General features: G+C 67.8%; 18 protein-coding genes, 1 tRNA gene and 1 other RNA gene. 11 read left to right on the top strand and 9 right to left on the bottom strand.

The window, feature by feature from the left end; all coding sequences use genetic code 11:
* Nucleotides 1–57: 57 nt before the first annotated feature.
* Complete coding sequence (locus B7495_RS02220) at nt 58–1,005, bottom strand: carbohydrate ABC transporter permease (RefSeq protein ID WP_121678465.1); 948 nt, start codon at nt 1,003–1,005, stop codon at nt 58–60.
* A gap of 1 nt (nt 1,006) precedes the next feature.
* Nucleotides 1,007–1,957, bottom strand: coding sequence for a carbohydrate ABC transporter permease (locus B7495_RS02215; protein WP_088455136.1), 951 nt, complete (start codon nt 1,955–1,957; stop codon nt 1,007–1,009).
* Nucleotides 1,958–2,162: 205 nt separating this feature from the next.
* On the opposite strand from B7495_RS02215, the gene B7495_RS02210 reads away from it, so the two are divergent.
* The 7 genes from B7495_RS02210 (at nt 2,163) to B7495_RS02180 (ending at nt 7,502) form a co-directional block, all read left to right on the top strand.
* Nucleotides 2,163–3,152, top strand: coding sequence for a LacI family DNA-binding transcriptional regulator (locus tag B7495_RS02210; protein WP_088457843.1), 990 nt, complete (start codon nt 2,163–2,165; stop codon nt 3,150–3,152).
* An 81-nt stretch (nt 3,153–3,233) separates the two neighbouring features.
* Complete coding sequence (locus B7495_RS02205) at nt 3,234–3,416, top strand: hypothetical protein (protein ID WP_088455135.1); 183 nt, start codon at nt 3,234–3,236, stop codon at nt 3,414–3,416.
* A 233-nt stretch (nt 3,417–3,649) separates the two neighbouring features.
* A complete protein-coding gene (locus B7495_RS19540) occupies nt 3,650–4,378 on the top strand; it encodes a hypothetical protein (protein WP_088455134.1) in 729 nt (242 codons plus the stop codon).
* On the top strand, nt 4,371–4,787 hold the full coding sequence (locus B7495_RS02195) for a phage holin family protein (RefSeq protein ID WP_088455133.1): 417 nt from the start codon (nt 4,371–4,373) through the stop codon (nt 4,785–4,787). Before B7495_RS19540 ends, B7495_RS02195 begins: the two co-directional genes overlap by 8 nt.
* Nucleotides 4,784–5,362, top strand: coding sequence for a DUF3618 domain-containing protein (locus B7495_RS02190; protein WP_088455132.1), 579 nt, complete (start codon nt 4,784–4,786; stop codon nt 5,360–5,362). Before B7495_RS02195 ends, B7495_RS02190 begins: the two co-directional genes overlap by 4 nt.
* A gap of 47 nt (nt 5,363–5,409) precedes the next feature.
* On the top strand, nt 5,410–6,477 hold the full coding sequence (locus B7495_RS02185) for a YihY/virulence factor BrkB family protein (protein WP_240632358.1): 1,068 nt from the start codon (nt 5,410–5,412) through the stop codon (nt 6,475–6,477).
* Between the two features lie 56 nt (nt 6,478–6,533).
* Entirely contained in the window at nt 6,534–7,502 is a 969-nt protein-coding gene (locus B7495_RS02180; protein ID WP_088455131.1) for a manganese catalase family protein, read from the top strand.
* A 111-nt stretch (nt 7,503–7,613) separates the two neighbouring features.
* Here the strand turns inward: B7495_RS02180 and B7495_RS02175 are convergent, their stop codons facing one another.
* From B7495_RS02175 to ffs, 7 genes are all read right to left on the bottom strand, one after another.
* Nucleotides 7,614–8,333 carry a hypothetical protein gene (locus B7495_RS02175; protein WP_168195273.1) on the bottom strand — a complete coding sequence of 240 codons (720 nt, stop codon included), beginning with the start codon at nt 8,331–8,333 and terminating at the stop codon, nt 7,614–7,616.
* A 140-nt stretch (nt 8,334–8,473) separates the two neighbouring features.
* A complete protein-coding gene (locus B7495_RS02165; RefSeq protein WP_088457841.1) occupies nt 8,474–8,797 on the bottom strand; it encodes an ATP-dependent DNA ligase in 324 nt (107 codons plus the stop codon).
* A 171-nt stretch (nt 8,798–8,968) separates the two neighbouring features.
* Nucleotides 8,969–9,385, bottom strand: coding sequence for a YccF domain-containing protein (locus B7495_RS02160; RefSeq protein ID WP_088455129.1), 417 nt, complete (start codon nt 9,383–9,385; stop codon nt 8,969–8,971).
* A gap of 181 nt (nt 9,386–9,566) precedes the next feature.
* Entirely contained in the window at nt 9,567–10,760 is a 1,194-nt protein-coding gene (locus B7495_RS02155; RefSeq protein ID WP_088455128.1) for an acetate/propionate family kinase, read from the bottom strand.
* The gene (gene pta / locus B7495_RS02150; RefSeq protein WP_088455127.1) at nt 10,757–12,973 is read right to left on the bottom strand and encodes a phosphate acetyltransferase; all 2,217 of its coding nucleotides are present in this window, start codon (nt 12,971–12,973) and stop codon (nt 10,757–10,759) included. The genes B7495_RS02155 and pta overlap by 4 nt, the downstream gene beginning before the upstream one ends.
* Before the next feature lie 2 nt (nt 12,974–12,975).
* Complete coding sequence (locus tag B7495_RS02145; RefSeq protein WP_088455126.1) at nt 12,976–15,447, bottom strand: phosphoketolase; 2,472 nt, start codon at nt 15,445–15,447, stop codon at nt 12,976–12,978.
* Between the two features lie 178 nt (nt 15,448–15,625).
* An RNA gene (gene ffs, locus B7495_RS02140) (signal recognition particle sRNA small type) lies at nt 15,626–15,722 on the bottom strand.
* 120 nt (nt 15,723–15,842) lie between these two features.
* On the opposite strand from ffs, the gene B7495_RS02135 reads away from it, so the two are divergent.
* The 4 genes from B7495_RS02135 to B7495_RS02120 all read left to right on the top strand — a co-directional run bounded on the left by B7495_RS02135 (nt 15,843) and on the right by B7495_RS02120 (nt 19,392).
* Nucleotides 15,843–15,930: transfer RNA gene (locus tag B7495_RS02135), tRNA-Ser, on the top strand.
* 178 nt (nt 15,931–16,108) lie between these two features.
* Nucleotides 16,109–17,530, top strand: a complete 1,422-nt coding sequence (locus B7495_RS02130; RefSeq protein ID WP_240632357.1) for an MFS transporter — start codon at nt 16,109–16,111, stop codon at nt 17,528–17,530.
* Between the two features lie 159 nt (nt 17,531–17,689).
* Nucleotides 17,690–18,067, top strand: coding sequence for a YciI family protein (locus tag B7495_RS02125; protein WP_088455124.1), 378 nt, complete (start codon nt 17,690–17,692; stop codon nt 18,065–18,067).
* Nucleotides 18,049–19,392, top strand: a complete 1,344-nt coding sequence (locus tag B7495_RS02120; RefSeq protein ID WP_088455123.1) for an RNA polymerase sigma factor — start codon at nt 18,049–18,051, stop codon at nt 19,390–19,392. Before B7495_RS02125 ends, B7495_RS02120 begins: the two co-directional genes overlap by 19 nt.
* The last annotated feature ends 67 nt before the right edge of the window (nt 19,393–19,459 follow it).

The raw sequence follows: 19,459 nt of genomic DNA, 5'->3' as shown, positions 1-19,459 counted from the left end.
AAACGGATGTTCGGTGCTGCGGATGACGGATGGTGCGGGGGTGGAACGGTAGTGGGGCTACGACTTGACGGAGCCGGCGGCGAGGCCGGACTGCCAGTAGCGCTGGAGGAACAGGAACGCCACGACGATCGGCACGATCGTGAGCAGCGACCCGGTGATGACGAGGTTGTAGATGACGTCGCCGCCCACGGTCTGGGCCTGCATGTTCCACTGCTTCAGGCCCACGGTCAGCGGGTACCAGGTGGGTTCGCTGAGCATGATCAGGGGCAGGAAGTAGTTGTTCCAGGTGGCCACGAGGGTGAACAGGAGCACCGTGACGAGGCCGGGGGCCAGCAGCTTGAGCGAGATGGTGAAGAAGGTGCGGAACTCACCCGAACCATCCATTCGCGCGGCCTCGAGAACCTCGGTGGGCACCGCGTCCATGGCGTAGGTCCAGATCAGGTAGAGGCCGAACGGGCTGATCAGCGAGGGCAGGATGACCGCCCACGGGGTGTTGGTGAGGCCCATCTGGCTGAACATGAGGAAGGTCGGCACCGCCAGGGCCGTGCCGGGGATGGCCACGGCGCCGAGCACGACGGCGAAGACGGCCTTCTTGCCGGGGAAGTTGAACTTGGCCAGGCCGTAGCCGCCGAGCGCCGCGAGGAAGGTGGCGCCGCCGGCGCCGACGACGACGTAGAGCACCGTGTTGCCGAACCAGCGCACGAAGACGCCGTCGTTGTAGGTGAGGGTGGCGACGATGTTGTCCCAGAGGGCGAAGTCGCCCGAGAACCAGAGGCCGAACGAGTTGAGCAGCTCGGCCTGGGTCTTGGTGGAGTTCACGAACAGCCAGAACAGGGGCAGCAGGCTGTAGATCAGCAGGGCGCCCATGATGATGGTGAGAATGATGGACTTCTTGGTGTGCAGGCCCTGGGTGGACTTGCCGGCCTTCTTCTCGCTGGTGTAGCGGGACATCCGCGGGGCTTTCGCCCGTGCGGCGGGGGCGTGGGTCTGGTCAGTCGTCGACATGTCAGGCCTCCTTCCTGGAACCGGAGTTCTGCACGATGTAGGCGATCACGGCGGTGATGAGGCCGACGATGATCGCGATGGTGGCCGAGTAGTTGTACTGCTGACCCGAGAACGACAGGTTGTAGGCGTACATGTTCGGCGAGAAATAGGTGGAGATGGTGTTGGGTGCCAGAGACTGCAGGATGCTGGGCTCGTTGAACAGCTGGAAGCTACCGATCACGCTGAAGATGCCGCCGATGACGATGGCGGGGCGGAGCGCCGGCATCTTGATGCTGCGGATGATGCGGAACGCGTTGGCGCCGTCGAGCGAGGCGGCCTCGTAGAGATCGGTGGGGATCACTCGGAGGGCGGCGTAGAACAGGATCATGTTGTAGCCGATGAATTCCCAGGTGACGATGTTGCCGATCGCGGCGAGCACCCAGGTGTTGCCCAGCGGGTTGGGGATGGCGATCGAGAAGAACTCATTGAGATTGCCGACCAGGCCGAACTTGGTGCCGTACATGAAGCCCCACATGAGCGTTGCGACCACGGCGGGAACCGCGTACGGCAGGAAGATCGCGATGCGGAAGAAGCTGGACAGGTGCAGGCGGGCACTGTCGATGGCGAGGGCGGCGAAGAGTGCGATGCCGAGCATGATCGGCACCTGCACGACGAAGAACAGGGTGACCCGGCCCATCGACTCCCAGAACTTGGGATCGGTGAGCGCCTGGCCGTAGTTCTCGAAGCCGACGAAGGAGTTGCCGCCGACCAGCTGGTCCTTGAAGAAGGACAGGTAAATCGAGTACAGCACCGGGGCGATCAGCACGAGGGCGAAAACGATCATGAACGGGCCGATGAACTTCCAGCCGGTCCAGTCGCGCTTCTGCACGTGGGGCTTGGGCTTGCGGCGGTTCGGCTGGGCCCGTGCACTGCGTGTCTGGCCACTGGGGGGGAGTGTTGACAGCGTCGTCATGCCTTTTTCTCTGACTCGGTATGGTGATGCAACGGACGGTGAATCTGACGGCATGTTTACGTAAACATGACGTGTAAGCACGCTAGCATGTTTACGTAAACATACGGAAATCTTTTTTCGGGACCGGGGAGGGCACGTGGCAACGGCGAGCACGACAGACAGTTCTTCGGCCGCTCCCACGGCCCGCGCGCAGCGCCTGCCGTCGATGGCGGATGTGGCGGCGCTGGCCGGCGTCTCCTCCCAGACCGTCTCCCGGGTGGTGAACGGTCGCAGCAACGTCGACGCCGACACCCGCGACCGGGTGCTCGCCGCCATGGACGAGATCGGCTACCGGCCCAACAGCGCCGCCCGCGCGCTGAAGTCGGGCAAGTTCAGCACCATCGGCGTGATCATGTTCGGCCTGTCCAGCTTCGGCAACATGCGCACCCTCGACGCTGTTGCCACGGCCTCCGCCGAGGCCGGCTACTCGATCACCCTGATCCCGGTGGCGCTGCCCACCCAGGGCGCCGTCGCCGGCGCTGTGAACCGGCTCGCCGAGCAGGCCGTGGACGGCATCGTGATCATTATGGAAGCGCACATCCTGGACCGGATCGACGTGACCGTGCCGACCGGGCTGCCCGTCGTGATCGTCGATTCCGATGCCGGCGAACGCTACACGGTGGTCGACACCGACCAGACCGAGGGTGCTCGGCTGGCCACCCAGCACCTGCTCGACCTCGGGCACCGCACGGTCTGGCACATCGCCGGGCCGGAGTCGTCGTTCTCGGCCGGGCGCCGCACGGCATCCTGGCGGGCCACGTTGAAGGCGGCCGGCGCCCCGGTGCCGCCCGTACTCGAGGGCGACTGGAGCGCGCAGAGCGGCTACCGGCACGGGGTGGCGCTGGCCGCCGACCCGTCGGTGACGGCGATTTTCGCCTCCAACGACCAGATGGCCCTCGGCGTGATGCGGGCGATGCACGAGGCCGGCCGCTCGGTTCCGGCTGGCGTGAGCGTGGTCGGCTTCGACGATATGCGCGAGGCGGATGCCTTCTGGCCGCCGCTGACCACCGTGCACCAGGACTTCGGCCAAGTGGGGCGGCTCTGCATCGAGAAGCTGCTGCGCCAGATCGACTCCCCCGCGGCCGTAGGCCCCGGTACGACAATCGTGCCCACGCACCTCGTCGTGCGGGCGAGCACCGCGCCACCGCCCCGCTAGGCACCCGGCCCGGGGGTCCCGGGCGGCCGCGCGCCCGCAAAGGCGGAGTTTTGCGGGGCACGCCGCGCCACGGGCCGGCGGATGCGGCGGGTCCGCAATTCCTCCACCCGCTACCTCCTCTACGAGGGGCTCGGTCGCCGGGTGTTGCGGCTCACGCAGCGCCACATTCTCGACGAGTGGGAGACCACGTTCCTCGTGATCAAGCGCGTCGTCGAGGATGCTCAGCGGGAGCAACAGAGGCGACACGAGCGCCCGCTGGAGTGACGGGAGGATACCCCCCATTGTGGGGTATCCGCTACCCCCTCCAACGTTGCTGCGTAAAGTCCCGCACCCCTTAAATAGACGGCAAAATCAGCGATTCGTCACGGAAAAAACTTAATTTCGCGGGTTCTCTCAGAGTGCTTGTAATCGCGGCTCGCAAGACAAAGGATATTCCCGAACACGACACTGACGTCGATGCCGGGCGTCGTGCACACCCCGATCTATCTAGGAGAGTCATGTCGAATACATACCCAGCATCCGTCCCGGGAAACCCCGACCTGGACACCAGCACGGCGTCCGACAGCGGAGCCGGCCCCGATGCCAAAGAACGCGCCACCGAGGTGAAGGACACCTCGGTCGCCGCTGGCCAGCACGTCGCCGGCGTCGCCAAGGACGAGTTGCACAAGGTCGGCAGCGAGACCAAGCAGCAAGCCAAGGACCTCTATCGCCAGACGCAGGGCGAACTCGCCGACCAGGCGGCCGCACAACAGAAGCGGGTCGCCGCCGGTCTCCGTTCCCTGGGCGACGAGCTGGGTGCGATGGCCGATAAGTCCGATACTCAGGGTGTAGCCAGCGATATCGCCCACCAGGCCGCCTCGCGTGCTGCCGGAATCGCCGACTGGCTCGACCAGCGCGACCCGGGCGCCCTCCTCGACGAGGTCAAGGGCTACGCCCGGCGCAGCCCCGGCATGTTCATCGGCATCGCCGCCGTCGCCGGTGTAGTGGCCGGTCGCCTGACCCGCTCGGTCATCGCCGAGGCCAAGGACTCCTCCGAGACCGCCTCGACGGGCAGCAGTACCCCGGCCACCGCGCCCACCGGCGTCGGAACCGAGTTCGGCACCGGCGCCACCACCGGAATCGACACGGCCTTCGACACCCCCACCACGCCCACCGGCACCGCCACCGGCGTAGGCACCCCGCTCACGGCGGAGTACCCGAATTACACGGAGAACCGCAATGACTGACATGCCCACGCCTTCTGAACGCAAGGCCGAAGAGACCTCGCTGGGCGATCTGCTCAGTGAGGTGACACGCGACGTGTCTACTCTCATGCGCCAGGAGGTCGAACTGGCCAAGGCCGAGTTACGGCAGTCGGCCACTCGCGCCGGCAAAGGAGCCGGACTGCTCGGCGGAGCCGGCTATGCCGCCCACCTGACGGTGTTGTTCCTGTCGTTCGCGGCCTGGTGGGGGCTCGGACACGCCATCGACATCGCCTGGGCGGCCGTGATCGTTGCCGTCGTCTGGGGCATCGTGGCCGCCGTGCTCTACTCGCGCGGGCGCAAAGAGATGAAGACCATCACGGGAGCGCCCAAGACAGTCGATTCCCTGAAGCAGATTCCTGACGCACTAAAACGAAATGAGGAAAACCGATGAGCACCTATGACGAATCCAGCACCGACCCCGAGGTTCTTCGGAGCCAAATCGAAGACACCCGACGGGGCCTCGGCGCCGATGTCGACGCCCTTGCCGACAAGGTAACGCCCAGCAAGATCATGGACCGCCAGAAGGACAAGGTGCGGGGCGTGTTCAGCTCGGCCAAGGACAAGGTCATGGGCACCGCTTCCGACCTGGGCGGTTCGGTGAGCGGAGCGACCGGTAACGTATCGGGCGCCGCTCACGACGCGGCCTCCCAGGTCAAGGGCAACCCGCTGGCGGTGGGTCTCATCGCATTCGGCGTGGGTTGGCTCGCGTCGTCTCTCCTGCCCGCCAGCACCGTCGAGAAGAAGGTCGCGGCGAACGTGAAGGAGGCCGCTGAGCCACTGACCCAGGAGGTCACCGACGCGGCGAAGCAGATGGGCGAGAACCTCAAGCAGCCCCTCGCCGACGCCGCCGATGCTGTCAAGGGCACGGCCACGGATGCCGCCGACACCGTCAAGTCCGAGACGGGGTCGTCCGCTGACGAGGTGCGCGACACCGCCAAGCACGCCGGGCAGGGCACCGTCGGCTGACGGAGTCACCCGCACCAACCGCTAGATGATCACGAGGAGTAGTACCGGTGGCCCGCAACGACGCCCGTAGCAAGAGGAACAGCGCTCCCTCGCCCGACGATCCACGCAAGCCGGATTCGCCGGGCGAGGTGAAGAAGCCGTCCTGGAAGTACGCGATGCGCAAGACCATGCGCGAATTCACCGCCGACCAATGCACCGACATCGCCGCGTCGCTGACGTACTACGCGGTGCTGGCGTTGTTCCCGGCGCTGATCGCGTTGATCTCTCTGCTGGGCGTGTTCGGTCAGGGCGAGCGGTCCACCGACACCATCCTCGACCTCGTCAACGAGGTCGCCCCCGGCGGCACGGCCGACGTACTGCGCGAACCGCTCGAACAGTTCAGCTCGTCACCGGCCGCCGGGTTCGCCCTGGTCTTCGGCATCGTGCTGGCCATCTGGTCGGCATCCGGCTACGTCGGCGCGTTCAGCCGGGCCATGAACCGGATCTACGAGATCGAGGAGGGCCGGCCGTTCTGGAAGCTGCGCCCGATGCAGCTGGTGGTGACCATCGTCACCATCCTGCTGATCCTCATCATGGTCGTGGTCCTGATCGTGTCGGGGCCCGTCACCGATGCCGTCAGCAGTGCCCTGGGCCTCGGCGAAACCGTGCAGATAGTGTGGTCCATCCTCAAGTGGCCGATCCTGGCTCTGGCCGCTGTGCTGATCATCGCAATCCTCTACTACGCCACCCCGAACGCCAAGCAGCCGAAATTCCGTTGGATCAGCTTGGGCGCGCTGCTGGCGTTGGTGGCCCTGGTGATCGCGTCGTTCCTGTTCGGTCTCTACGTCACCAACTTCTCCAACTACGACCGCACCTACGGCTCGCTCGCCGGTGTCGTGGTGTTCCTGCTCTGGCTCTGGATCGCCAACCTTGCCCTGCTGTTCGGCGCCGAGTTCGACGCCGAACTCGAGCGGACCCGCCAACTGCAGGCGGGTATCAAGGCGGAGGAAGACATTCAGCTGCCACCGCGGGACACCCGCAAGAGCGACAAAACCGCCGAGAAGGAACGTGCCGACATCATTGCGGGGCGGCGCCTGCGCGAGGACAGCGCGGAACGCCACGACACCAAGACCTGATCCCGACACCATCCGCATCCGACCGTTGATCCACCACGTCCCAGGAAAGGACAATTATGTATTTCCACGTGCAACGACTCATCCACGACATCGCGCAGGACGAGCCGGATCCGGCAGCGGCCAACGCACTGCAGGAGGGCCTCGGCGGCCAGTTCGGCGAGATGCGCACCATGATGCAGTACTTGTTCCAGTCGATGAACTTCCGTGGGCCCGCGGCGAAGCCGTACCGCGACCTGATTCAGGGCATCGGCACCGAAGAGATCAGCCACGTGGAACTGATCGGCACCACCATCTCCCGTCTGGTGGACGGCTCGCCGCGCTACCAGGGCAAGGTCACCGACCCGCTGGACAAGGCCGGCTCGGGCGGAGCGATCCCGCTGGAGATCGCCCTCGACCAGGGCAACATCCACCACTACCTGGTGGGTGCGCAGGGTGCGCTGCCGGTGGACGCCGTGGGCAACCCGTGGAGCGGCAGCTACGTGTACAACTCCGGCAACCTGGTGCTCGACCTGCTCTACAACCTGATGTTGGAGTCCACCGGCCGACTGCAGAAGTGCCGCATCTACGAGATGACCGCGAACAAGACTGCACGCTCCACTATCGCTTACCTCATCGTACGGGACCAGGCTCACGAGAACGCGTACGCCAAGGCGCTCGAGACCCTGGGTGTGCACTGGAACACTCTGCTGCCGATCCCGAAGACCAACGCGGAGAAGTTCCCCGAGGTGAAGAAGCTGCTCGACCTCAACCTGCACAGCAAGCAGTACACCTTCGACCTCGCCGGCCAGTCGGAGGCGGGCAAGATCTTCCAGGGCATGTCCCCCTCCAAGGACGGCACGAACCTGGTCGCCGACGAACAGGCTCCTGAGGGTGTGCCGTCGGTGATCGCCGGCGAAAGGATGGAGGAGTTCGCCCCCGGGTTGGATCCGGCTCTGATGGAGCTGATCCAAGCCACCGCCGACATGGAGATGGCCGAGGTGGACGTGTCGTTCGGCCCGGCGAAGGCCGCGCCGAAGACTAAGTAAGAGCCGATGCCGCCTTACCGGCCGGCAGACCAAAGGGCCCCGGGACTGTGTCACCGGGGCCCTTCACTCTCGCCAGGGTGGGCGAATCAGCTCAGTGTGAGCGGGCTCCGCTCACTTGCCGAGGCCGACCTTGTCGACCCTGTGGTGGAACCGCATGCCGGCGAGGCCGCCGAGCATCGCGCCGCCGAGGCTGACGATGGCGATCGCAACGGCCGTGAGGATACTGCCCAGGGCCAGGTCGCCCTCCTGGACCGGGATCCGCGGGAAGCTGTTGAGGTTGGCGAGCACATTGAACTGGCTTCCCGCGATAGCGGCCACAATGGCCAGAACCACGGCCACGATCAGAGCCCACAGCCACACGGCGATGCCCTGCTTTGCGCCACTGAACCGCGCCATTCGGCCGGCGACATAGCCTCCGCAGAAGTAGGACACGAAGACGACGACGGCCAGGGCGATGGCACCGATCAGGCCGACGGTCGAGGCGTTCTCGGCCGCGGCATCCGCCGTCTGAGCGGGGTCGGCCTGGTTTCCGAGGCCGACGGCTGCGCCGGCACCGGCTACCAGCGCGGTGAGTAGCACGGCTGCGCCGGTGGCGGTGAGCCAGCCGAAGAAGGCCGTGCCGAACTTCATGCCGCCGAACTGCGCCTTCTGCTTGGCGACGACTTCCTGGCGGATGGTGGTGCCCGAGGTCGCCGGCGATGCGACGGGTTCGAGGGGGTCGGGTGCCGTGGGGCGCTGGTCGTTGGGTGCCGTGGGGCGCTGGTCGTTGGGTGCCGTGGGGCGCTGGTCGTTGGGTGTCATGGGGCGCGGGTCGTTGGGTGCTGACGTCATGATGTTCTCCTCTGAAGGATGGTGCGGGGTGCGGTGGGAAATCCTGTCGGGCATCCGCCTGACATGCTCTGCTGCTTCTTAGACGGTCCGAACCCCGCACCTGTCATGCTCCAGCGTGAAGAAAACTCACTCCGGCCTGGTCAGTCGGTGTGATTCTGGTCGGCATCCTGACCACGCGGTTCGCTGCTCAACAGCAACCCGTCTGCACTGTCGGCCGACGTCGCGAGCACCTCTATCCAGGCCCGGTTGAGCCCGGGGGTCGTGGTCCCGGTGAACTTGAAATACAGCGGGATGCCGGGGTGCAGCCACAGACTGGGCTGCGCCTCGTCTGGCGCGGCCGGGTCGCTCCAGAAGAGGGCGAAGCTCTCGCCGCGGCGAAGCTTGGAGCCGATGACGCTCTGCAAGTGCACCAGCGCGCGGTCCTCGAAATCGACCTCGGTGGCGCCGGAGATGAGCTTTCCCATGTCCATTTCCCCTTAGGGCTCTCGCTGCCCTGTCCTGGATGGCGGGCACCGCTATGGGTAGGACGGTGGCGGGTCGTCAAACGTCACGCCGAACCGGAAAATCGCCCACCGGGCACGGCGGTCCGGTGCCTCCGGACGCGCGGCTTGCGCTGGCCCGCCGGGGTGGTTCGGCTAGGCCGCGGTGCGCTGGGCCCGGGCCTGGTCGAACGCGCCGCCGCCGATGGGCACGATTTCCTTGCCGAGCGGCGCGAGGGAGATCGGCACCATCTTGAAGTCGGCGATGCCCAGCGGGATGCCGATGATGGTGATGCAGAGTGCGATGCCCGACACGATGTGGGCCAGGGCGAGCCACCAGCCGGCCAGGATCACCCAGATCACGTTGCCGAGGAACGAGAAGGCTCCGCTCGACGGCTTGGCGACGACGGTGCGGCCGAACGGCCAGAGCGCATAACCGGCGATGCGAAACGACGCGATGCCCCACGGAATCGTGATGATCAGGATGCAGAGCACAATGCCGGCGGCGACATAGCCGAGGAACAGCCAGAAGCCGGAGAGGACGAGCCAGATCAGGTTGAGGAGTGTGCGCACGCCGGAATTCTACTCGCGGTCGGCCCGTCGGCATCCGTTGCTCGGCGTAGACCGACAGCAAAGGCGGAGATTCTCGGGACACGCCGCGCTGCGTGGCAGCGGTGCGGCGTGTCGGGTGAATCTCCGCCTTTAGGTCTGGACGAGCTCGACCAGCGGCCGAGCTCGTCCAGCGGCCGAAGAGTTAGATGACCGCGCGGGTTTCGCGGGCGATCTCGAGCTCCTCGTTGGTGGGGATGACGAGCACGGTGACGCGGGACGCATCCGTCGACACAACACGGGCGACGCGCGAGAACGGGTCGTTCTTCGCCGGGTCGATCTCGATGCCGAGGCCCTCGAGGCCGCGCAGGGCGCCCTCGCGGATGATGCCGGAGTTCTCGCCGACACCGGCGGTGAAGACGATCACGTCGAGGCCGCCGAGCTGGGCCATGTAATTGCCTACGTAGCCCCGGATGCGGTGGTAGTAGACGTCGAGCGCGGCCTGGGCCACGGCGTCGCCGGCCACGGCCGCGTCTTCGACGTCGCGCATGTCACCGTTGCCGGTGAGACCGAGCATGCCGCTCTTCTTGTTGAGCAGGGTGTCGAGCTCTTCGATCGACAGGCCGGCCTTGCGGTGCAGGTGGAACAGCACGGCGGGGTCGATGTCGCCGGAGCGGGTGCCCATGACCAGGCCCTGCAACGGGGTGAGGCCCATCGAGGTGTCGATCGACTTGCCGCCGTCGACGGCGGTAGCGGACGCACCGTTGCCGAGGTGCAGCACGATGGTCTTCAGCTCGCTCAGGGGACGGCCGAGGAACTCGGCAGCGGCCTCTGAGACGAACTTGTGCGACGTGCCGTGGAAACCGTAACGACGGATGTCGTGCTTGGCGGCCAGCTCGGTGTTGATCGCGTAGGTGTACGCGGCCGGCGCCATGGTGAGGTGGAACGAGGTGTCGAAGACGGCCACGTGCGGCACGTCGGCGAAGTTGGTGCGGGCGGCGACGATGGCCTGCACGTGGGCAGGGTTGTGCAGCGGGGCGAGGTCGGCGAGGTCGCTGATCTGCTGCTGAACGGCGTCGTCGATCACGGTGGGGCCGGTGAAGATGGCCCCGCCCTGAACGACGCGGTGGCCCACGGCGATGAGGTTGGCGTCGGACAGCTGCGGGCCATGCTCGGCGAACGCGGCGATCATGACGTCGAAACCGGCGGTGTGGTCGGGGATCGGCAGGTTCGCTTCCTGGCGGCCGGCCTCCGAGGCGGTGTTGGTGTGCCGGGCGTGTCCGCTGGCCTCACCGATGCGCTCGACGAGTCCGCCGGCCAGTTCGGTCTCGGTGTCGATGTCGATCAGCTGGTACTTGAACGAGGACGAACCTGAGTTGATGACGAGGATGGCGGTCATACGGCTGCCACCACCGCTGCGAGAGATGCGGCCTGAATGGCGGTGATCGCCACGGTGTTCACGATGTCCTGCACGAGGGCTCCTCTGGAAAGGTCGTTGATGGGTTTGCGTAGGCCCTGCAGGACGGGGCCGATCGCCACGGCGCCAGCGCTGCGCTGCACCGCCTTGTAGGTGTTGTTGCCGGTGTTGAGGTCGGGGAAGATGAAGACGGTGGCCTTGCCGGCCACGTCCGAATCCGGCATCTTGGCGGCGGCCACGGCGGCATCCGCTGCGGCGTCGTACTGGATCGGGCCTTCGACGGCGAGGTCGGGCCGGCGTTCGCGAACGATCGCGGTGGCCTCTCGCACCTTTTCGACGTCCGCTCCGTTGCCGGAGACGCCGGTGGAGTACGACAGCATCGCGATGCGCGGCTCGATGCCGAACTCGATGGCCGTCTCCGACGCCGAGATGGCGATGTCGGCCAGCTGGGCGGCGGTGGGGTCGGGGTTGACCGCGCAGTCGCCGTAGACGAGGACCCGGTCGGCCAGGGCCATCAGGAACACGCTGGAGACCACGGACACACCGGGGCGGGTCTTGATGATCTCGAAGCTGGGCCGGATGGTGTGCGCGGTGGTGTGCGATGCGCCGGAGACCATGCCGTCGGCCAGGCCGAGCTGCACCATCATCGTGCCGAAGTACGAGACGTCGGTGACGACGTCGCGGGCCTGGTCGATGGTGACGCCCTTGTGGGAGCGCAGGCGCGCGTATTCCTCGGCGAAACGCATCCGCAGCACGTCGTCGAACGGGCTGACGACCTGCGCCTTGGCGATGTCCAGGCCCAGGCCGATGGCGCGCGAGCGCACCTCGAACTCTTCGCCGAGAATGATCAGGTCGGCCACATCGCGGGCCAGCAGGGTGGCGGCGGCGCGCAGCACGCGGTCGTCGTCGCCCTCGGGCAGCACGATGCGCATGCGGTTCTGCCGGGCACGCTCGAGCAGGGTGTACTCGAACATCAGCGGGGTGACCACGTCGGCGCGGCTCACCTTGAGCCGGTCGAGCAGGGCGGCACCGTCGACGTGCTGCTCGAACAACGCCAGGGCGGTGTCGTGCTTGCGCTGCGAGTCGGCGGCCAGGCGGCCGCGGGTGTGGGTGATACGGAGGGCCGCCTCGTAGGAGGCCAGGTCGGTGCGGATGATCGGCACCGACGGGGCGAGGCCTTTCATGAGCTGCTCGATCGACTCGGGCAGCGCGAAACCGCCGACGAGAACCACGCCGGCCAGCGACGGGAAGGTCGCGGACGAGTTGGCCATCAGGGCGGCGAGGAGCACCTCGGGGCGGTCGCTGGGGATGACGACGACAGCGCCCTCGGCCAGGCGGGGCAGCACGTTGACCATCGACATGGCGGCCACGACGACGCTGAGCGCCTCACGGGAAAGCAGCTCCGGGTCACCCTGCACCAGGGTGCCGTGGGTGGCTTCGAGGATGGTCTTCATGCTCGGGGCCACGAGGAACGCGTCCTCGGGGATGGCCCAGACGGGCACAACGGCGGCGTGCAGCGCATCCGCGGTGGCCGGGGTGTTGTCGACGCCCTCGCGCACCGCGGCGATGAGGCCGTTGAGGTTGGCGGGGTCGGCGCGGTTGACCACGACGCCCAGCAGCGAGACGTGCTCTGACGCGAGTTCGGTCAGGGCCACATCGGTGAGCTGGCGGATGTCGTCACTGGTGCGCGGTTCGCTCTGGCCGAGCTGGTCGCTCTGGTTGAGCCCCTCGCCCTGACCGAAGGCCACCCGGCCGGCCAGCACGAGCAACACCGGCACGCCGAGGTTCGCGGCGATGCGGGCGTTGTAGGCCAGTTCGGTCGGGCTTCCGACGTCGGTGAAGTCGCTGCCGATGACCACGACGGCGTCACACTGCGCTTCGACGGCCTTGTAACGGGCCACGATGCGCGCCAGCGCGGCATCCGGGTCGGCGTGCACGTCGTCGTAGGTGACGCCGACGCACTCGTCGTAACTGAGCGCCGGCTGCGCGACGGAGTGGGTACCGACGGGCTTGCGGGCCTGCAGGTGATTGAGCAGGAGTTCCAGCACATAGTCGGGCTTGTGCTTGGAGCGAGCGATCGGACGGAAGACACCCACCCGCTCAATGGAGTGCAACAGGGTGTCAAGAACACCCAGGGCGATAGTAGATTTGCCGGTATTTCCCTCGGCGGAGGTGATGTAAATGCTTCGAGCCACGGTTATACGTTATCCCCGCCGGTGGTATCTAGTGCGCGCGCAGCGGCTGCCGCGGCATCGTTCCCAGCCCACACCCAGTCGGTGACCTCGGGAATGTCTTCTCCGTGATCGCGGGTGTACTGCCGGGCACGCAGGCGGGCATCCTGCATCTGCTGGCGAAGCAGTCCGGCACGGGCTCCGAGTCCGGGCACCCGGTCGATGACATCCATCACCAGGTGGTACCGGTCGAGGTCGTTGAGCATGACCATGTCGAACGGCGTCGTCGTCGTCCCGTTCTCCTTGTACCCGCGGGCGTGCAGGTTGCCATGGCCGTGGCGCTTGTAGGTGAGCCGGTGGATCAGCCACGGGTAGCCGTGGTAGGCGAACACGATGGGCTTGTTCGCGGTGAAGTAGGCGTCGAACTCCCGGTCGCTCAGGCCGTGCGGGTGGTCGTCCTCGCTCTGCAGGCGCATCAGGTCGACCACGTTGACCACGCGCACGCTGAGGTCGGGCATGGCCTCGCGCAGGATCTTGGCGGCGGCGAGCACCTCGAGGGTGGGCACCTCGCCGGCGGCGGCGAGCACCACGTCGGGTTCGGTGCCGGGAATCTCGGTACCGGCCCACTCGAAGATGCCCAGGCCCCGCTCGCAGTGCGCGACGGCCTGATCCATGGTGAGCCAGTTCGGCGCCGGCTGCTTGCCGGCGACGACCACGTTGACGTAGTCGACGCTGCGCAGGCAGTGGTCGTAGATCGACAGCAGGGTGTTGGCGTCGAAGGGCAGGTACACCCGCACGACGTCGGCGCTCTTGTTCACGACGTGGTCGATGAAACCGGGGTCCTGGTGGCTGAATCCGTTGTGGTCCTGGCGCCAGACGTGCGAGGAAAGCAGGTAGTTCAGGCTCGAGATGGAGCGGCGCCACGGGATCTCGCGGGTGACCTTGAGCCACTTGGCGTGCTGGTTGAACATCGAGTCGATGATGTGGATGAATGCTTCGTAGCAGTTGAAGACGCCGTGCCGGCCGGTGAGCAGGTAGCCCTCGAGCCAGCCCTGGCACTGGTGCTCGCTGAGCATCTCCATGACCCGGCCCGCGCGGGCAAGGTTGGTGTCTTCGGGCAGGTATTCGCCGTTCCACTGCTTGTCGGTGGCGGCGTAGACGGATGGTGCGAGCCGGTTGGATGCGGTCTCGTCGGGTCCGAAGATACGGAAGTTGTCCGGGTTCTGGCGGATGACGTCGGCCATCCAGATGCCGAGCACCTTGGTGGCCTCGTCGACGGTGGCGCCGGGGGTCGGCACCTCCACCGCGTAGTCGCGGAAGTTGGGCAGCTTGAGCTCGCGGCGCAGCAGCCCGCCGTTGGCGACGGGGTTGGCGCTCATGCGCAGGTCGCCGTGCGGGGCGAGCGCGGTGATGTTGGCGGCGGGGGCGCCGGCGTCGTCGAAGAGTTCCTCCGGACGGTACGAACGCAGCCAGGATTCGAGCACGTCGGTGTGCGACTGGGTGTCGCGGGCGTTGACGAGCGGCACCTGGTGCGAACGCCAGGAGTCTTCCACCTGCACGCCGTCGATGACGGGCGGGCAGGTCCAGCCCTTGGGGGTGCGCAGGATGATCATCGGCCAGCGCGGCCGGCTGGTGTCGCCGGCGAGGGCGGCGCGCTTGATCGAGGCGATTTCGTTGAGAACCTCGTCCATGGTCTGCGCCATGCGCTGGTGCACGGCGAGGGGGTCTTCGCCGTCGAAACCGCCGGAGACGATGTGCGGGTTGTGGCCGTAGCCGCGCATGAGTTCGAGCAGTTCGCTCTCGGGGATGCGGGCCAGGATGGTGGGGTTGGCGATCTTGTAGCCGTTGAGGTGCAGGATCGGCAGCACGACGCCATCCTGCAGCGGGTCGACGAACTTGTTGGAGTGCCAGCTGGTGGCCAGCGGGCCGGTTTCGGCCTCGCCGTCACCGACGACGGCGGCCACGAGCAGGTCGGGGTTGTCGAACGCGGCGCCGTAGGCGTGGCTGAGCGCGTAGCCGAGCTCACCGCCCTCGTGGATCGAGCCGGGGGTCTCGGGTGAGGCGTGGCTGGGGATGCCGCCGGGGAAGGAGAACTGGCGGAACAGGCCCTTGATGCCGTCTTCGGACTGGTCGATGCTCGAGTAGACCTCGGAGTAGGTGCCGTCGAGGTAGGCGTTGGCGACCATGCCGGGCCCGCCGTGGCCGGGGCCGGTGATGTAGAGGGTGCTGATCTCGCGTTCGCGGATGACCCGGTTCAGGTGCGCGTAGAGGAAGTTGAGGCCGGGGGTGGTTCCCCAGTGGCCGAGCAGCCGCGGTTTGATGTGCTTTTTCTGGAGCGGCTCCCGAAGCAGCGGGTTGTCGAGCAGGTAGATCTGCCCGACCGAGAGGTAGTTCGAGGCTCGCCACCACGCGTCGACGCTGGCGAGAGCTTCGGCGCTCAACGCGTGCGGCAGGCGGCTGGGCCAGGTGAATGAGGTGGCGTTGGACGAATGAACCATCACGGACTCCAAGTGCTCTATGGGCGCCACAGGCGCCGTCCAAGTCTAGGAGCGACGATTCCTGCTCCGGGGGGACGTTGGTCCCCTTTGCTCGCCGGCGATAGGGCTAGGCTGACCGGTTCGCATCCGGGGCGCACTCGGGGGCGCATCCGGGCAGCATCCGGGCAGCATCCGGGCAAAGTAAAACTCCTCGCGCACCCACCAGAGCCCAGTTACCCTTGCTACGTTTCCGTCCTGGGGGAGTTGGCTGAGATAGCGCCACGCGAGGAGCCATTGCCAGTTTAGGGCGTCCGGGCCCCGGGCCCAAAACCAGCGGTTTGGTGACGTGTCACTCGGGGCCCCCGGAAGCAGGTAAGATTTTCCCTGGTCGTTGTCTTCACGAATCGGCCGGCTCAGGAGAATTCGCCTAGTGGCCTATGGCGCACGCTTGGAAAGCGTGTTGGGTGAAAGCCCTCGGGGGTTCGAATCCCCCATTCTCCGCCAGTGAAACGCCCGCTTTCGAGCGGGCGTTTCCGTTTTTAACGCCCAACTGTCGCCGAAGCTACAGTCAGTGCGGGCCGGAACGGTTCGGCGGGTGTGCGGCGGGCTGCTGCCGGCTGTCGTTGTGGCCGCATCCGCTCGGGTTGACCTCAACCACGGTTGAGGTCTTACTATCGCTCTCGTGCCCCTCCCCTCCTTGCCGCCTTCGGTCCCCCTGCGCCCGGCCTCGATCTTCGGCCGGGAGCACGTCTGGGTCACCGTCGGGATCCTCGCGCTGATCTTCCTGGCCGCGTTCGAGGCCTTGGCCGTGACCACGGTCATGCCCATCATCAGTGCGGCGCTGGACGGCGACTCGTTGTACGCCCTGGCGTTCTCCGGTCCGCTCGCCGTGGGCGTGGTGGGCATGGTGGCCGCGGGCAACTGGGCGGACCGCTCGGGGCCGGTGCCCGTGGTGCTGACCGCCGTGGTTCTGTTCGTGGTGGGCCTGGTGATCGCCGGCACCGCCGCATCCATGCCCGCCCTCATTGTGGGACGCCTGGTGCACGGCCTCGGTGGCGGGGCGCTGAGCGTGTCGCTGTACGTGGTCGTCGCACGGGTGTATCCGCAGCGGATGCATCCGGCGATCTTCGGCGCCTTCGCCGGCGCCTGGGTGGTGCCGTCGCTGATCGGGCCGTTCATTGCAGGTCTGGTGGGCGAGTACACCAGCTGGCGGTGGGTGTTCCTCGGCGTAGTGGTGCTGGTGGTGGCGGCGATGGGGATGCTGCGGCCCGGGCTGGTTGCGATCGCGGCGGCGGAGCGGGAGCGGCCGGTCGGTGTGCGGGAACCGTGGCGGCTGTCGCGAACGCTGTGGTCGCTGGGTGCGGCGGCGGCGGTGCTCTGCGCGTCGATGGCGGCGCAGCTGCCCGGCGCGCTGCTGTGGGTGGGCACCGGCGCCGCGTTCGTGCTGGCCGGGGTGGCGCTGCGTCCGCTGCTGCCGGCCGGGACGCTCAGCGGCCGGCGTGGACTGCCCGTGGTGATGACGATCCGCGGGTTGGTGTCGGGGGCGTTCCTCTCCACCGAGGTGTACCTGCCGGCGCTGCTCACCGGCGAGTACCGGCTTTCCCCCGTGTTGGCCGGGCTGGCGTTGAGTTGCGCGGGGGTCACCTGGGCTCTGGCGTCCTGGTTGCAGGGGCGGTATGCCACGGTTCTCAGCGATGCGGGCAGCATGCTGCTGGGCAGCGCGTTGCTGCTGGTGGCGATCGCCGCGTCGGCGCTGACCAGCGCCCTGGGCCTGGCGCCCGCCGTCGCCATCGCCGGCTGGGCCGTTGCCGGGGCCGGCATGGGCACCCTTGTGCCGCGGCAGAGCGGCCGGGTGCTGCGGCTGTCGGCGCCCCAGCAGCAGGGCTTCAACTCTTCCGCGCTACTGATCGCCGACTCCATCGGCGCGGCGCTGGCCCTGGCGGCCACGGCCGTGGTGTTCGTGGCCTTCGCGCCGCTGGGCGGCACCGCCACCTACACGGCCTCGTTCACGCTCTCGGCGCTGCTTGCGGTCGGCGGCGTGCTGCTGGTGGGCCGGGTCGGCCGCGACGAGGCGCCCGCGGCCGTGGCGGTTCCGTCCGCCTGAGCCGCGCGGCGGCAGCAACTGTTGCCGAAGCGGACAAATGGTCCCGGTGCGCCGGGCGCAAATGTCCGCACGGGCAACAGTTGCGGGGCGGATGTCGATTGGGGACTGGTTCAGTCGTCATAGGGGTGTCAGTATCCGTAACGCGTGAAAGGACAGCTCATGCAATATTCGCTTCTCGTCATCAGCCAGGAGTCCGGGGACGCCGGAATCACCGAAGAGGACATGGAATGGGGCCGGGCGGCGTTCGACGCCTATGGAAAGGCCCTCGACGCGGCGGGCGTGCTCGTGTCCGCCGACATCCTGCAGCCCGTGTCGGCCTCGACGACGGTGTCGCTGCGGGATGGCGCCCTGCAGATTCAGGACGGCCCGTTCGCCGACACCAAGGAACGTCTGAACGGCACCTTCGTGATCGAGGTGCCCGACCTCGACGCCGCCCTCGACTGGGCCGGGAAATGCCCCGCCGCCCAGTACGGGGCGATCGAGGTGCGCCCGTCGGCGATCGTGTTCACCGACGGCGAATGGCACCAGGTAGCGTGACCGCCCTGGCGCGGGCGGAATTGGCCGCCCGCGCCTCCTATGGGCGCCTGCTCGCCGTGCTGGCCGCGCCCACCGGCGACATCGCGGCCGCCGAAGACGCGCTCTCGGACGCCTTCGAGCGTGCGCTCATCACCTGGCCACGCGATGGTGTTCCCCACAATCCGGAGGGATGGTTGCTCACCGTGGCCCGCAATCGGCTCAGGGACCTGTGGAAATCCGCGGCGGTGCGGCTGAGTGCCCCTCTGGCGGAGGGCGCGCTCGACGGCACCGCGCGGGACGGCGCCCGATCGACAGCAAACGGACCCGGGCGCACGGGGCCGGACGCCTGGGTCGGCAGCGCCGGCACGGTGGGGATTGATGCGCTCGAGTCCCTCGACACCGAGGCGATTCCCGACAAGCGCATCGAGCTGCTCTGCGTGTGCGCGCACCCGGCCATCGACCGGGCCGTGCGCACCCCGCTGATGCTGCACACCGTGCTCGGCCTGACCGCGGCCGACATCGCCGCCGCATACGCCGTGCCGGAGCAGACCATGGCGCAGCGGCTGGTGCGGGCCAAGCGGCGCATCCGCGCCACGCGCATCCCGTTCGTGCTGCCGTCGCTCACCGACCTGCCCCAGCGGTTGCCCGCCGTGCTCGAGGCTGTCTATGGCGCCTACGCGATCGACTGGGCCAGCGCCGAGCCGGATGCCCGTGCCGTGCCGGACTCATTGGCCGGCGAAGCACTGTACCTGGCCGAGACCCTCGCCGCGCTGCTGCCCGAGGAGCCGGAGGTGCTCGGCCTGGCCGCCCTGCTGGCTCTCTCGATCGCGCGGCTGCCGGCCCGGATGAGCGGCAGGGGTGAGCTCGTCGCCCTCGACGACCAGGACCCGGCTCTGTGGGACACCGCCCTCATCGAGCGCGGGGAGCGCTACCTGCGGCGAGCCCAACCGTTGGGCCGGATCGGCCGGTTCCAGCTGGAGGCGGCGATCCAGTCGGCGCACTGCGACCGGGCGCGCTCGGGGGTGACGGACTGGGCGGCGCTGAGGACCCTGCACACCGCGCTGGTGCGCCTCTCCCCCACCGCGGGCGCCCGGGTGGCGCTGGCCGCGGTCATCGGCGAGGTGGACGGGCCGACGGCCGGGCTCGACGTGCTCAACGCGGTGGCCCGGGACCGCCCGGACACGGCGTCGTTCCAGCCGTTCTGGGCCACTCGGGCGCACCTGTGCGCCGAGGCCGGGCGGGTAGCGGATGCCCGCGCCGCGTACGACCGGGCGGTGGAGCTGGCCGGCGATGAGCGGCTGCGCGCGGCATTGCGGCGCCGGGCGGGGGCCCTGCCGCCCGGTTGAGCCGCAACCCGTCCGCGGGCCGCGCCCAGTTCACGCCCCGGCAGCAACTGTTGCCGAAGCGGGCTTC

This window comes from Cryobacterium sp. LW097 (assembly GCF_002205495.2).
In the GTDB taxonomy this organism is placed as follows: Bacteria; Actinomycetota; Actinomycetes; order Actinomycetales; family Microbacteriaceae; genus Cryobacterium; species Cryobacterium zongtaii.
Note: the sequence above shows the minus strand (reverse complement) of the source record. Positions and strands in the feature narration are given on the sequence as shown.

Coding starts and splice junctions, on each gene's coding strand:
- B7495_RS02120 (WP_088455123.1), top strand. CDS start 18,049: ATGGCACCAGGTAGCGTGACCGCCCTGGCGCGGGCGGAATTGGCCGCC.
- B7495_RS02195 (WP_088455133.1), top strand. CDS start 4,371: ATGACTGACATGCCCACGCCTTCTGAACGCAAGGCCGAAGAGACCTCG.
- B7495_RS02215 (WP_088455136.1), bottom strand. CDS start 1,957: ATGACGACGCTGTCAACACTCCCCCCCAGTGGCCAGACACGCAGTGCA.
- B7495_RS02155 (WP_088455128.1), bottom strand. CDS start 10,760: ATGACCGCCATCCTCGTCATCAACTCAGGTTCGTCCTCGTTCAAGTAC.
- B7495_RS02125 (WP_088455124.1), top strand. CDS start 17,690: ATGCAATATTCGCTTCTCGTCATCAGCCAGGAGTCCGGGGACGCCGGA.
- B7495_RS19540 (WP_088455134.1), top strand. CDS start 3,650: ATGTCGAATACATACCCAGCATCCGTCCCGGGAAACCCCGACCTGGAC.
- B7495_RS02210 (WP_088457843.1), top strand. CDS start 2,163: ATGGCGGATGTGGCGGCGCTGGCCGGCGTCTCCTCCCAGACCGTCTCC.
- B7495_RS02205 (WP_088455135.1), top strand. CDS start 3,234: ATGCGGCGGGTCCGCAATTCCTCCACCCGCTACCTCCTCTACGAGGGG.
- B7495_RS02180 (WP_088455131.1), top strand. CDS start 6,534: ATGTATTTCCACGTGCAACGACTCATCCACGACATCGCGCAGGACGAG.
- B7495_RS02175 (WP_168195273.1), bottom strand. CDS start 8,333: ATGACGTCAGCACCCAACGACCCGCGCCCCATGACACCCAACGACCAG.
- B7495_RS02165 (WP_088457841.1), bottom strand. CDS start 8,797: ATGGGAAAGCTCATCTCCGGCGCCACCGAGGTCGATTTCGAGGACCGC.
- B7495_RS02190 (WP_088455132.1), top strand. CDS start 4,784: ATGAGCACCTATGACGAATCCAGCACCGACCCCGAGGTTCTTCGGAGC.
- B7495_RS02145 (WP_088455126.1), bottom strand. CDS start 15,447: ATGGTTCATTCGTCCAACGCCACCTCATTCACCTGGCCCAGCCGCCTG.
- B7495_RS02220 (WP_121678465.1), bottom strand. CDS start 1,005: ATGTCGACGACTGACCAGACCCACGCCCCCGCCGCACGGGCGAAAGCC.